The organism is Anaerobiospirillum sp. NML120449 (assembly GCF_023051105.1).
In the GTDB taxonomy this organism is placed as follows: Bacteria; Pseudomonadota; Gammaproteobacteria; order Enterobacterales; family Succinivibrionaceae; genus Anaerobiospirillum.
Genome location: NZ_JALKIL010000053.1, coordinates 1 through 14,455, shown reverse-complemented (window position 1 = coordinate 14,455; position 14,455 = coordinate 1). Strand labels below are relative to the sequence as shown.

5 protein-coding genes and 2 tRNA genes are annotated in these 14,455 nt (G+C 55.1%); 5 read left to right on the top strand and 2 right to left on the bottom strand.

The genetic code is table 11. From position 1 onward, the window contains the following. Window positions 1-31: 31 nt before the first annotated feature. Window positions 32-1,054 (bottom strand): type I pantothenate kinase, encoded by a 1,023-nt coding sequence (coaA, locus tag MXE41_RS11630; RefSeq protein ID WP_246978859.1) that lies wholly within the window; start codon window positions 1,052-1,054, stop codon window positions 32-34. A gap of 2,008 nt (window positions 1,055-3,062) precedes the next feature. Between coaA and MXE41_RS11625 the strand changes: the two genes are divergently transcribed. Both MXE41_RS11625 and MXE41_RS11620 read left to right on the top strand, forming a co-directional pair. After that, the gene (locus MXE41_RS11625; protein ID WP_247100602.1) at window positions 3,063-8,390 is read left to right on the top strand and encodes a hypothetical protein; all 5,328 of its coding nucleotides are present in this window, start codon (window positions 3,063-3,065) and stop codon (window positions 8,388-8,390) included. 264 nt (window positions 8,391-8,654) lie between these two features. Next, window positions 8,655-9,815 (top strand): helix-turn-helix transcriptional regulator, encoded by a 1,161-nt coding sequence (locus tag MXE41_RS11620; protein WP_247100601.1) that lies wholly within the window; start codon window positions 8,655-8,657, stop codon window positions 9,813-9,815. Between the two features lie 421 nt (window positions 9,816-10,236). On the opposite strand, the gene MXE41_RS11615 is transcribed toward MXE41_RS11620, so the two are convergent. Next, entirely contained in the window at window positions 10,237-12,495 is a 2,259-nt protein-coding gene (locus MXE41_RS11615) for an alpha-galactosidase (RefSeq protein WP_246978856.1), read from the bottom strand. A 1,462-nt stretch (window positions 12,496-13,957) separates the two neighbouring features. Here MXE41_RS11615 and MXE41_RS11610 point away from each other — a divergent pair. The 3 genes from MXE41_RS11610 to MXE41_RS11600 form a co-directional block, all read left to right on the top strand. Continuing rightward, window positions 13,958-14,042 (top strand) — tRNA-Tyr (locus MXE41_RS11610). A 139-nt stretch (window positions 14,043-14,181) separates the two neighbouring features. Continuing rightward, window positions 14,182-14,256 (top strand) — tRNA-Gly (locus tag MXE41_RS11605). 45 nt (window positions 14,257-14,301) lie between these two features. After that, on the top strand, window positions 14,302-14,455 hold a 154-nt coding region (locus MXE41_RS11600; RefSeq protein ID WP_246978867.1), incomplete at its 3' end, for a GTP-binding protein.

Genomic DNA, 14,455 nt, shown 5'->3' with positions numbered 1-14,455 from the left:
CTGGCACTGCCGCAAGGCTCATGCGGGCCTGCTACTTGCGCAGGTAGATACGGTCTACTGTGTGGTTTGGACCCTTGTGCAGGATGAGGTTGGCGCGGTTGCGGCACGGCAGAATGTTCTCGATGAGATTGTCGTGGTTGACTGCGCTCCAGATAGAGTAGGCAAGGTTTTCGGCATCCTCCTGGCTCATGCGTGAGTAACGGTGAAAGTAGCTGTCAGGATTGTTGAAGGTGCTCTCTCTTAACTTGAGGAAGCGGTCAACATACCACTTGACCAGGAAGTCTTCCTCGGCGTCGACATAAATGGAAAAGTCGATAAAGTCGGAGATAAAGACCTTGTTGCGAATATCAGGATAGTCAGCGCCGTTCTGCAGTACGTTCACGCCCTCAAGAATGAGGATATCAGGGCGGTCTACAGTGATGAACTCATCAGGGATGACATCATAGTAAAGGTGAGAATACACCGGTACCTTGAGATCAGGCTCGCCGTTTTTGAGCTTGTGCAGGAAGGTCATCAGGGCCTTGACGTCATAGGACACAGGAAAGCCTTTCTTGGCCTCAATGCGGCGTTCGTGCAGGATTTTGTTAGGGTAGAGAAAGCCGTCGGTAGTGATGAGATCTACCTTTGGTGAACCATCCCATGAAGAAATCAGGTGCTTGAGCAGATTGGCAGTAGTGGTCTTGCCACAGGCTACTGATCCGCTGATGGAAATGATGAAAGGCACGCTTTCAATGCTCTTGCCCAGAAACTGCTGGATGATGGTGGAGCGGTCATGACGGGAGCGCACATACATGTGCAGCAGGCGCGACAGGGGCAGGTAGATATTGGATACTTCCTCAAGTGAGATCCTGTCGTTAAAGGCAAGGCACTTTTGCAGCTCAGCTTCGGTGAGATTTACCTGATCCTTGTTATGGGCAAAGGTTGACCAGGTTTCAGAGGAGAACTCAAAGAAAGGCGTTATCTTTTCAAATTCCTGAGCAGCAGTCTGATTGTTATGACAGGCCCCGGCATTTCTGATGGCAGAGGCAATATCTGGAGTGTCATTAGTGTTCATGATCCGTAACCTGGGAAGAAAGGAGAAGCTGAACTGAATTTCCGCTTAGAGGGGGACATCTCAACGGCCACAGCAGGCAGCGCACCGGCAGCGCGGCTGCGGACGCAGCAGCCGCAGCCACGCCATGACAGTCGCCTGGGCGGGCGCAGCGGGCGCCGGCAGGCTGGCAGTTCATGCCTGTCCTGAACAGATCCTGAGGGCACGGACTGAGGTGAGCAGCCATGATGCTGGTCGGCTGCAGCGCAGCCTTGCAAACTGGCTGTACGGCCTTATCCGTGTTGTCAGGGAGTGAGTACGGGGCTTACAGTTGCTTACCCCGTGGTCCATCAGCAGCGGGGACCGGAGTTAAGGCGGATCTGTCAGCTGCCGGTGTCTCCGGTGCTGCGCAGGCTGGCTCTGACAAAAGCTCAGGTATGAGAGCAGCCTGAGAGCGCAGTAACAGATCCCGAAAAAAGTATCATCTGCTGGTGGATGCGATCTTACTAAAAAGCAGGTGTTAAATCCTGGAAAAACAGCATTTTTAATGAGCAGGTGACGACCGTGACCACGAGGCTGTCCTCAGGACAGTGTGCACAGAGGCAGTCTGCGTTCGGCGAAAAACAGCCATTTGGCCGGGAATTTTTTCCTGCGCAAAAAAGCCCCTGAACATGGTGTCAGACTGCAGCAACAGGCTGTGCTGCAGTGCTGCTGTGTTTGCAGGCTGCAGGGCTGAAGATCAGTTAAACACTGGCCTTGCGTCCTGAAATTACCATGTGCAGCTGACATCTGCGCGGGGCCGAGCGCTCGCTGACTGCGGCTCTGACAGAGCTGCAAACTGACGAGCTTTAGAGCGTCAAAAGGGCTTAACTGGGATCCTGAAAAACAGACCTGATTAAAGTCCTGCAACAACCAGCTGTACAGTGTACACATCGACAGATATTTTTAAAAACACTTAATAAAGAAAATATAATAATTTGCCCATCCCCGGCAGCCATACAGACCAGGTAATCCTGGCTGGCAGTGCCCGTGGGGCTCTGCCCAGCCTCTGGCCTCCCCTGCCGTAACCTCCCAGCATCTGGTCCGTACTACCGGAACCTCTCAGCATCCGGTCTGTACTGCTGGAACTGGCCAGCTTCCGGCCTGAGCTGACGAAACTGCCGACTGCCGACTGCCGGGCCTTGCTGCCGGAGCTGAGGGCTTTACTATTGGGCCGGGCTGGCTAAGGCTCTGGACATGGGGCGGAGCGGGGCGTAGGTCCCCCAGCACCTGGTGGCATGACGGGACGTCAGCTTGGCTGATCTTTATGTGGGCTGTCTGTGCTGCCTTGCCATGGGGACAGGGCAGGGCGCAGCTGCCTTATCTGCAGCTCTGCACTGAGCTGAGCATGCGGGCGCAGCAGCGCAGCGCCCAGGATCTGCCGGACAGCCATGCACGGCTGTATGTCCGGGCCATGACAGAATAAGCGGCAGTCGATGAGGCTGTGCTGCCGGTAATGTGATTAAAGTGCTCAGCAATTGGGCAATATCAGGGCTTTGCGGGGAGATTTGTCCGTGCGATCAGTTAAAATGAGGGCACTGATGAATTTCCGGCGGCATTTGAGGTCTAACTCATGGCCCTTAAGCTGCCGTATCACTGCCGGTTAATCGGGCCGTCGCATTTTATGGCTGCCTGAGCATTGTTATTGGCTCTGCATCAGATCCTTAGATCCTTGCAAATGCTCCCCGGCGCGCACTGCATTTTAGCTCAGTAAATACAGTTCCGGCCGACCAGCATATGGTCGGGCACTGTGTGCCTGCTGTCAGCGCATGGCCGGGACGGTGCAGGCTGCCGGCCGCAGCCGTGCAGGGCGGCATGCCAGGATGGAACTGCGGCTGCCGGTGCCGCTGCAGCTGCAGCTGCCGCCAGGGCATGGTGCTGCAGGGGCAGCAGGGTACGGTATGGAATTTATCATCAGGCCTGCGCAGGGTCTGGGCCAGGGCCGGGAGCGCAGCACAACAGGCACGCACTTTAGTTATCAGGGCGGAGAAATATGACTCAGAGTATTTTTGAGCAGCACGATATCTTGGACAGGCTCTTTGATGAGCTCAAGCGCAGCTATCAGGAGGGCGCAACAGCCGGCTATGAACAGCTGCTGACCGTTGCTCCTGCTCTTACAGCTGAAGAGTATGAGCTGGTTATTGAGCGCTTTACAGGATATATGCGCAATCAGGAGCTGCTTGCCATCAAGGAGCAGGAAAAGGAACTGCGTGAGCAGATTCCTTTTGTTCCTGAGAGCATCAGCTCAGGTCTGCTTTCTCTGGAGCAGCAGTTCTTCAGAAGCTTCAGCCGTTTCCTTGTGGAGCGTGACCGTAAGATTGCCCGCGCTGCCAGCGCAGCCATGGACGAAGTGCGCTCAGGACGTACCACTCTTGAAGAGGAAATCAAGGGACGCTCTGCGGCCTATGAAGAGCGCATTGCCGCCCTTGAAGCAGCTCTGGCCCTCAAAGAAGAGCAGCTTACAGCCGCCATGGCAGAAGCTGAACAGGCCCGTGCCGGACAGCGCGCCTGTGCTGCCGATCTGGACCGCCTGACTCTTGAGGATGAGGGCCTTGAGCTGCTGCGTGCTCTGACCATGGAAAATGGTCTTGCTTCCCTGCAGGGCCTGCCTTACAACCGTACCCTCAACTCCTGCCTGAGCTCAGTGTTTGAGCTTATGGAAGGTCTTGATGACAGCCACAGACAGATTATCTACAAACTGCTTTATAAAGTAGAAAATCTTGCAGCTGTAGCACGCTCACTTGGCTATAACCTCAAAGATCAGTGCCGCACTCTTACAGATGCCGATGGTGCCCGTCATGCTCTGGCAACAGCCGATGCTGCCTGGGAGGCCGCCGGTCTGACCGCACGCGCTGCCGGCCGTGACTCGGGTCTTAGCGGCAGCGCCCTTGATGAGGCTGTTAACAAGGCTGCCCTTGCTGCCCGTGAGGCGGCTTTTGCAGCTGCTCTGGCCTCACGTGGCAGCAGCGCCATGCCGCTGCCGCCACTGAGCGCCCCGGCTGCCGCTCCATCTGCAGCTGCAGCACCGGCTGCTGCAGCACCGGTTGCTGCGTCAGCTGCTGACAGCGGGGCATCAGGTGCGGGCGCCGCCCACAGTGATGCTGCCGCAGCTGCACCGGCTGCCTCTGGCATTGCACCGGCTGCACCTGGCGTTGCGCAGCTTTCCGAGCAGGAGGCCGCACTGGCTGCACTCAAGGAGCGCTATAAGAATATTGAGCAGCTGGGTGCTGATGATAGCTTCACAGGTGAGGATGATGACGATGGTCCAGGTCTGAGCCCTGAGACTGCCAGTGCCCTGCGTACTGTCGCTGCAGCCTCTGCTGCCCCTGGTGGAGTAAGTACGCCGGCATCAATGGCTGAGCTGCTGGCCGCCGCCAGCAGGATGAACACTCCAGCTCAGTCAGTAGCCGCTGTAGCCGGTCATGCCCTCGAGCAGGCCGCCACAGTGGCCGGTGTCCCGGCCAGCAATGCAGGCGCAGCAGCCGGCGCTGCAGGTGCTGGAGCCACTGGAGGTGCCGTCGGCACCGCAGGTGAAGGCGAAGCTCAGGCGGCAGCAGTGGCAGCACCGGTTTTAGGTGAAGTTGCCCTTACTGCCATTCAGCAGCGTACTGTTGATGCTCTGGTTCCAATAGCTGCATCAGTTCTTGAGGGCCGTACCTTAAGCTCACTTACTTCCTTTGATATTGAAAAGGCAGTGGAAAAGGCCCGTGATGCCGGCATTGTCGATCAGTATCAGACCTCAGCTGCCCGCCGTCTGATTATCAAACTGCTCTTTACCGGTCCGGACAAGGTAAGACTTGCTGACTTTTCAGGCAATAACGATGACTTTATCGCCTCTCTGCCTGATGACTCAGCAAAGGTATTTGCCCGTACCGTACTGTCATGGGCTGAGCCTGGCACAGTGACATCACCACTGGCAGGCAGCACTTCAGCCCTGCCACCGGGCAGCCCGCTCAACTCAGTGCTTGAGGCTCTGTCAGGAGCCACCGGTGCAGGGTCATCAGGCGGCACAGCTGCGGCGGGGGCAGCATCCGCTGCCACTGCCACTACCACTGCCGGTGTCGGCAGTGCCACCGGAGTCAAGGACAGCCCGGTAGAGCTGCTTAACAGTTCCTCACCAAAGGCTCTGCCACGAGATGAGGGCACCCTGGTAAGGGAAATCAGCTCAGAGAAGGGCAATGTTGATATTGCAGCCTTTGCTGAGGCCAGTGCCCGTATTGCCTCTCTGGCTCCGCTGCTCAATGAAGCCGGTCGTGAACTGCGTCAGGTGCAAAAAGAGCTTGAGGCTGATCTGGATAAGAACCTCAAGGATGGATCCAGCCGCTTTGGTGCTGACAGCTCTGCCTCAGGTGGAGCTGAGAGCTCGGACAGTTCAGTATCTGATGAGGGCGGCAGCTCTGCTACTGTAGAGATTGCCTCTGTAGCCAAGGATGTACTCAAGGTAGCATCCGAGCTGCAGCGCTCTGGTGACCGTTCCCGCAGTGATCGCAAGTTCTCGATTTTTGACAGCTCTGCGCCTTCTGACAAGACCGGTACTACTGTCTTTGGTGTAGGTAATGACTCAGCTGACAGTATCAGAGCCGAGGCCATGGCCTCAGCTCAGGAACGCTCAGCCTCAGAGGATGATCTCGATGATGATGATCTTGAGGACTTCATTGGCGGCAATATCAGAGAAGCTGACAGCAGCGATGCCGGTATTCCTGAACTGCTCTCCTCAGTAAAGGGTACATCATCAGCAAGGGGCGCTGATGCCTCCGTTGCACAAAGCTCAGCAGGCAGTCAGACCCAGGGATCAGGTAACGCCTCCGGTGCTCATGGAGCAGGCGCAGCTGCCAGCTCTGGCGTATCAGGGGCCACAGCCGGTCCTCTTAGTCTGCAGTCACGTACTCAGACCACTCCGCTTGGCACCACCAATATCATCAGAACCTCAACCCTTGCTGATGAGATTGCTTCACGCAAGGCCGCCATCAGTGCAGCTGAGCACAGCCGTGACAGTCTGACGGCAGCGGATCTGGAGAACACTTTCCGCTCCAAGGACATCAAGACGGCCATTGCAGCCAGTGCCTCAGTACCGGCAGGTGGTGATCGTCGCCCTGGTGAGGAAGTCTCTCAGTATGATGTGGCCTTTGCTGCCGCCGCAGCAGCCCGCAATGCCCGTCAGGACAATGAGGGCTCTACCATTGTAGTCAGCACCCCACTGCCATCAGCTGACAGTGCTGCCGTATCCGGAGCTGCCATTCTGGGCGCAGGTCAGGGGGCAGCCGCTACTGCAGCCTCAGGCGCCGTTGTCGGCGCAACTGCGGCCGGCGCAGGTGCTGCCCCGGTGCCTGATGAGAAACTGTTCAGAATCCGTAACGGACTGAACGAAGATAACCGTCGCCGCTTTGAGCTCTTATGCCAGATTATCGATAAGAAGCTCAAGGAGCGTATCGAGCAGCTGCGATCCCTGCTGTCATCCTCGGCATCAGGTGGTCCTGAGTCTGAGGTGAAGCTCAAGGATATTGAGTTCTTCTACAAGTCCTGCATCTCATCACTTGATGCTCAGGGACTGCTCTCTGATGATCTCAAGGCAGCTCTCTTTGAGAAGATGGACTATGACATCAAAACCTGTTCAGATGGCATGGCCACAGGTGCCGGAGCTCCCAGGCAACCTTATATTCAGAGCTCTGACCAGTCCGCTGCCACTGTTTTAAATCAGGACAGTTCAGAGTTATCAGGCAGCACAGCCGGCGCACAGAGCAACGATACTCAGGGCGCCCCATCCACAGCAAATTCAGGTGCCTCACCTGACGGCTTTCCCAGTAAAGAACAGCTGACAGGCGCAGCTGCTCAGCAGAGCCAGAACGCAGCTGCCCAGGGCCAGGGCGCAGCCGTCGCCCAGAGCCAGGGCGCAGCTGCCCAGGGCCAGGTCGTTGATGCCGGGCAGGGCCCGGGCGCGGCTGCCCAGGGCAGTGAGGACCAGGATGAGCCAGCTCACAGCGGATCAGCCACAGCTGAGCATGCAGCGGCCGGCACTGATGGCGATGCCAGTATCCAGCCTGAAATCATGACTGTTGATACTGAGCAGTCTGAAGACAGAAAGCTCAACCTGTCTCCGGCCCCTCACTTCAGTCTGGTAGCTTCCAATGAGGCATCTCCAGGTGAGAGCAATACCCTGACGGCAGCTGATGATAGCAAGGATAGCAAGTCAGCTTCCCTTAACTGGTCTGAAGACAGTGCTCAGGGGGATGACAGTGAACTGTCTCTTGCTGCACGTGATGACAGCGATGACAGTCTGCCTAAGTTAGAGCCTGTATCTGCAAGTGAGCATGCTGACAGCTCTGCTGCTGAAAACAGCGGTGCTGAGGGGGCGACTGATAAGCTCAGTGGCGTAACTTTCTCCAGCCTCGACGGCTTTGAGCAGGGCGAAAAGTACGCCTGGAAGGGCGATGAGGCTGAGAAGCAGACATCTGCTCAGCAGGCAGCATCTCAGATGGCAGCTGCAGAGACTGACGCTGGTAGTGCAGCGGCTGATGGTGCTGCACCTGCAGAGCATGGCGAGGCACTGCCAGATGAGGTAGTGGCTGCCGCAGCTGTTCCTGGTGACATGGCTGTTGATGAAAAGACTGCTCAGGCTGAGGCTCACTCAGATGCCGCTCATGCTGAGATGGTAAGACGTCTGGGTCAGGGCATTGGCTCTGATGAGCAGGGCAATGCTGAGAGCGGCGCTCACAGTGGCAGCAATGCACTGAGCGGTGAGCAGAGCACTCAGGGCATACCAGCTGAGCCTCAGTTCCAGGAGACAGTGGAGATTACTCCGGCTCCTGAGGGCTGTCATGATGGCAATTACTCTCTTGAGAGTGTTCAGATGTCATCAGGCAGTACTCTTGGAGGTGCTCTGGGCAATACCGGCAGCCATGGTGGTGACCTGAGCGGTGGCAACAGCAGCAGTGACGCTACTGGCAGCACAGGGCCTGGCAAGGTAACAGGTGGTGGCAGTGCAGCAGCTGACATGAGCTCAAGGATCAGGCCGGGCTCTCAGGGTGTTATTACCTCGGATGATGGTGTGCTGCCTATTACTCCTGCCAGTGCCTATAAGAGCCCTGAGGAGGAGAAGGCCAGTGAACCGCCTGAGTCCTACAGTAACAGTGATAACTCTGCTTTTGGCTTTGGTGATGGACTGTGCTCTGTCTATGGCTATCCAAGCCAGGCCTCTTTTGTCTTCCATGAGGGAGTATCAGAGCCAGGTGAGGATGATGACAGCATGGAAGATGTCCTCCAGGGGCAGGCCAGCCAGGGTAATGATCAGAGCAATGACTCCAGCAACAAAAGTGAGTCTTAACTGACTGTGCTGTAATTTCCTTATAAGCGCCTGTGCGGACGGTCAGTCCGCACAGGCGCTGTCATATCATGGCCCTGATTCTTTAAATTACCCTTTGTACAATGATGGCTATGGCTGCAGCAACAGCCAGGTGGCGGGCCAGGCCGGGCTGCGCCGCAGCCAGCCTGGCTCAGCGCGTCGCTGCGCCTGGCTGCCCGTCGTGGCTGCCGCCCGGCATGGCAGTCAGATTTCTTCTTCTCTGCCCTTGTGTTCCTGTTAAATGTCATGAAGAACTTTTTTGATTCCATGCTCAACGGCCTTTATGAGCTGGGCGCCTGCCCTGTAATCATGCTTGATGCTCAGGGGCGGACGCTGTTTAAGCGTCTGCCGGCTGGAACTGAGTATGAGCAGGCTGTACAAAGCCAGCTTTTCAACGACACTCTGGCAATGGTGCGTTCGCGCAGTGACCCGGTAAGGCTGACCCGTGAGCAGCCATCTGGTGGCTATCTGCTCCCTGATCTCTCTGCCGTTATAGTGGGACCGCTGCCTGATGAGCGCAATCAGCAGACAGCCGCTCTGCGTCGCAGTGCAGTTAACACTCAGCTCGACAGTCTTGCCTTTGCAGCCCGCCGTCTGATTGCAGCCCTGACTCCGCTTGAGAGCAGGCCAGGTGAAGATATATTCAGCGAACTTGATCCTGTGCGTCATGTCATGCCCCGCTGGGAAGATGTGGTGCCTGATGACCGTCCGCACAGCTCCTACCTTTTTGAACTGAGAGCCTTGGATGCAGTAACCGTTGGAGACCCTGAGGCCTACATGAAGGTACAGAACTCCAGCCGTAATGGTCAGAACGGTACTCTGGGGTATACAGCACTGCGCGCCTCCCAGAATCTGGCCATATGCGGCCTGGTGCTCAACTCAAGAGCGGCCATTGCCGGTGGACTGAGTGTAGAGCAGGCCTATACCATTGCTGACTGGCTGATTCTGGGTATTGAAAACTGCCGTACTCCTGAAGAGGCTGATTTTATCGGTCTTAAAAGCGGAGTGATCTTTGCCCGTATGGTAAGAGAGCTCAAGGAGGCTGCGGGCAAGTCCCATATGGACAATCCTCTTACTGTGCGGGCGCTGGAGGCGGTACGACGCCATGTCTACAGCAGTACCGACAGACTGGAGCTGGCAGCAGAGCTGGGGGTAAACGCAGACTACCTGGACAGGGTGCTCAGCCGCAGCCTCAACATGTCAGTAACAGGATGCCTGCGCAATGAGCGCATTAAGGAAGCTCAGCGTCTGCTGGTACAGACAGAGATCCCGGTATACGAAATAGCGCAGATGCTGCTCTTTAGCAGCTCTTCACACTTTGCCCGCATATTCAGAGAAGTGACAGGTACGACTCCGGCCTCTTACCGCCGTCGCCGCACTGCCAATACCACTCCTGCCTTACTGTAGTCCTGAGCCATTCTGCCCCGGCCAGCAGTGCAGATACCCGGATGTCTGCACTGGTGCTCCTGCTTATTATCTGCACTTATGCCCATCCTTATTGTTCGCACTGTCCATACTGTTTTATAAAGTATTCCTCCAGGCATCATAGCTGTGCTATGGCCTCAGTAGTCCGCACAAGGGGCGGGCGCTGACAGCTGTGCAGCTGCGCATTGGCGCAGGTGCAGGCGCAGGTACAGGCGTCAACGGAGGCGGTGGCGTCAGCGGAGCTGGCGTCCGGCGCCGGTGCCCTGGACACAAATAAAAAGGGCCACATAATGTGGCCCTGGGTACCCCTGGTACCAGGTACCAGAGGCTTGTTGCTTAATATGAATGGTTGAGGCCGTGCTGATTACAGCGTTGATAATCTGAGGCACGGCTCCTGAAATTCTTACTGGCGCTTGAATGAAATCAGGTAAGCGGCAAAGTCGCGATCTACCTTGTCCATGTTGACGCCAAAGTGCATGAGCTCGTCGCCGCCGAATACATCACCCTCGAGATTGTAGTTGGAAAGGTAATCAAGGGCATTGCAGGCCAGAGAGCTGTTGTACATGTGGTGAGTTACCTTGTAGGTGGCATTCTCATCAAGGCCGGTCAGGCGGATCTTGCGGATATTGCCCTGTGGCTGGCAGAGATTTCTGAAGTACATGAGGATGACTTCACTGCCGTCCTGAGAGACAAACTGCCAGGCAGTTTCGTTGCCATTACCCTCAAATGGGGACATGAGGCGGTAGAAATTACCAAACTGAATGGTGTTGCGCAGCTCCTTGTACAGAGCGATATGTCCGGCAACTTCCTTCTGCTCCTCCTCAGAGAGCTTGCCCAGATCCATCTCATAGCCAAAGCTGCCTGACATGGCGCAGACAAAGCGGCTGAGCATTGGAGTGGTACGGCCAACCTGGTGGTTAGGGCAGGCGCTTACGTGGCAGCCCATGGTGATTGGAGGGAAGATCATGGAAGTGCCGTACTGAATCTTCTGACGGCATACTTCATCAGTATTGTCAGAGGTCCAGGTCTGAGGCATGTAGCTGAGAATGCCCATGTCAAAGCGACGGCCACCACCGGCACAGCTCTCAAAGAGAATGTGAGGGAAGGCAGAGGTAATGCGCTGCATGATGTCATATACGCCCAGCACAAAGCGGGTAGCAATTTCCTGCTGCTGCTCCTTGCCATAGCCCCATGAACCAATATCGGTAAGATTACGGTTCATGTCCCACTTTACGTAGTCGATTTCAGCTGAGCCCAGGACCTCGCAGATAGAGTCGACAATATAGTCGCGTACTTCCTTGCGGGACAGGTCCAGCACATACTGGTTACGCTGCTGATAGCGCTCATGATCAGGCACACCAATGGCCCAGTCAGGATGAGCACGGAAGAGATTGGAATCAGGGTTTACCATCTCAGGCTCAACCCACAGGCCGAATTTTGCACCCAGACCGTGGATACGATCGCAAAGACCCTTAATACCGTTAGGCAGCTTTTTGGTGTTGATCTCTGTCCAGTCGCCCAGGCTGCAGTTGTCCTTGTCACGTACACCAAACCAGCCGTCGTCCAGTACGATTAATTCAGCACCGAGTTTTACGGCATCTTCGGCAAAGCGCACGATGCTGTCCTCGGTAAAGTCCATATAGGCAGCTTCCCAGCTGTTAACCAGAACTGGACGTGGGGCGTCACGGTGCTCACCACGAACAATGTGGTTGCGGACAAAGCGATGGAAATTCTGGGACATGCCGTTGAGACCTTCGCTGCTGAATACCAGCACGGCCTCAGGAGTGGTGAAGCTTTCACCGGCATTGAGCATCCACTTGAAGTCAAAGCTGTTAATGCCCATTACCATGCGGGTATTGCCAAAGGAGTTAACCTCGGTGGCAGCCTCAAAGTTACCTGACCATACCAGAGAGGCAGCATAGACATCACCGCTGAACTCAGTAGCAGTGCGGTCACAGACAGCAAGGAAGTTCTGGTGCTGGTGAGAGGTTGCACCACGGCTGGAAGCGGAAATTTCAATACCGTGAGTTAATGGAGTGCGCTCAACATTGCGCTCAAAAGCATGCTTGCCCCACAGATGAATGCGGTCCATTTCTTCAGTAGGGAAATCAAGGGTAAATGAGGCAGCACGGCGCAGAGCAACAGTCTCAGAGCCAATGTTTCTGATGACAGCGTGACGGGTGATGACATCAATGTCCTTGAAGATGGTGTAGGACAGGACTACTTCAAGATCACCTGCAACTTCACGCATGGTGATTTCAAGAGTAGTAGCCTGGTCGGCAGAGGCATAGGAGGAAGGCAGGCCGGTCAGATCAGACTTGCCCTCAAAAATACGGTGGCTGTGGTAGCGGATATCCAGAGTGGAGGTACCATTAGCCAGAGTGGCCTCAAGGGCCGGAATACGGAAATCACCTGAGCCGTAAACTGAGTACTCCTGAGGAAGAACATCAAGGGAGAAGGTACGGGCATCGGCATGCTTGCCAGGGTTAGGGGCGCCCTCGCGCTCAGTCTGGTAAAAAGCGCGCTTGATATTGAAGTGCTTGAGAGCCTTGCCAAAGTAGATATGGCCCAGATAGCCCTCAAGGAATAACTGCATGACGTACTGAATACGGCCATTGCTTAAAGTAAAGCTCTGTTCCTGCTCGTTGAAAATAACTGACATAGCTGAGGTACCTCAAAATTTCCGTTACGGGCTCTGATGGCTCCGGGCCAGGGCGCAGGCCGGGGCAGACCATACCGCGACACCCAATGTCGCGACATGCCATGCTGCGACACTCAATACCGTGTCAGCCAGTGCCGCGACAGCCAGTGAGCGACGGTACAAGACGCGTCTGATGCTGCGCAGCATCAACAGTCTTGCTGCATTTTAGAGACTGTCTGGCAGCTGCAATAAGGCAGTATGGCAATACGCCAGTAAGCCGGCTTCCCTGAAAAAGTTCTGTGTCTGGACAGGCATCTGGCTGTGTTAAACATGCTGCACAGCACTGCCGTCAACAGGTTCCATTTTAGACACAACCATACACTGTGACAGTACAAAATCTACCTTAAGAACATATTTTCGACCACACTGATCTATATTTTTCTTCATGTGATCCAGCTCAAAAAAATATCGCCACTAACCCAAACCTGTAACCCTGAACAGGCTTTGCTCACCCAACATACCAGCCAGCCTGTCTACCATGCCCTCCATAAAGCTCCTCAAATAATCTGTGCCTGAGAGCAGCACAGCAATGTTGAGCAAAAGCACGCACCGCACCGCACAGCCAGTTCCTGCACGGCACAGCACAGGGGGGAGCCTCTGATGTCAGGTCAAATACTGATCGGCCGAGCTCTACATTAATAAAGGTAAGGCTAACTTCATGATCGGATGCCGACGCCGGTGGCGCTGCCAGCCTCTCAGATATTGACGCCGGGGCGCTGCCAGCAGTCACAGCGTCGAGTGCGTACGCCTGTCTGTTGCCTCTGCATATATAGTCAAAGAGGCAATACCTCGCCAATCCCTTGCCAATGCCATGCTCAGCGTGCTGTCGCATATGGGAGGTCCAAAGGGCTTATGTCGCATCCCGCGTCCACGGACCCCGGATTGATGTTGTGAGTGAAGTTGCAACAGCTGTGGCTGGTTTGTGCAGGGAGTGGCTGGGGGCGGTCGCTGGTAAGTGGGGCGGGGTCGTGGGGGGGTGGGTGGGTGAGTGAGTGGGTGGGCTGTAATGAGGTGGTTAAGCGGGGTGGGGAGTTTTGGTAAAAAATTGATTTTGGGGCGACGCAGATCTCACTGTGGAAATTTCATGCGTAAAAATTTGCTGGTATGGGGAGGTAAACAGGGGGTTAAGGACAGATTAAGATTAAAAAACTGTGTCTGAGGTGCATGCCGGAGTGGGGTTACGGACTTCATGTCGGGCTGTTGCGGGGTGGAAACGCTGTCACGGGGCAAAATAAGTTGCAGATTTTTGCTTTTAGAAAGCGCATAAATAAGCAGTTTCTGAAAAAAGTGTTAAAAAATTCAAAAATTTTTTGAAAAAACGCTTGCCAAGGTATGGGGCGATACGTAAAATAGGCATCGCTTTCTGACGCTAACGAAAAGAAAGCGCGGTTGTCCCGAGCAATACGGGATACCAAAATGGCTTGGAGGGGTTCCCGAGCGGTCAAAGGGATCAGACTGTAAATCTGCCGGCTCTGCCTTCGAAGGTTCGAATCCTTCTCCCTCCACCATCTTTCTCCCGTCTTTATGTCATCACGACAACCTCCCTATCTAATTCTTAGATAAATACAAAATCCCATCTTCTTAAACTTTCATAACTCATCAGTCTGCTTTAAGACGAGGGCTTTTTGTCTAGCACAGATAATCAGTGCGGGCATCGTATAATGGTTATTACCCAAGCCTTCCAAGCTTGTGATACGGGTTCGATTCCCGCTGCCCGCTCCATCCTATATCTGTGAGCACTCCGATTTGGTTTTCAGGAATTAAAAAATGGCAAAAGAGAAGTTTGTCCGTTCTAAGCCACACGTAAACGTAGGCACCATCGGTCACGTTGACCACGGCAAGACCACTTTAACCGCTGCTTTAACCAAGGTTCTCGCTGAGAAGTTCGGTGGTGAAGTAAGAGCTTTCGACCAGATCGATA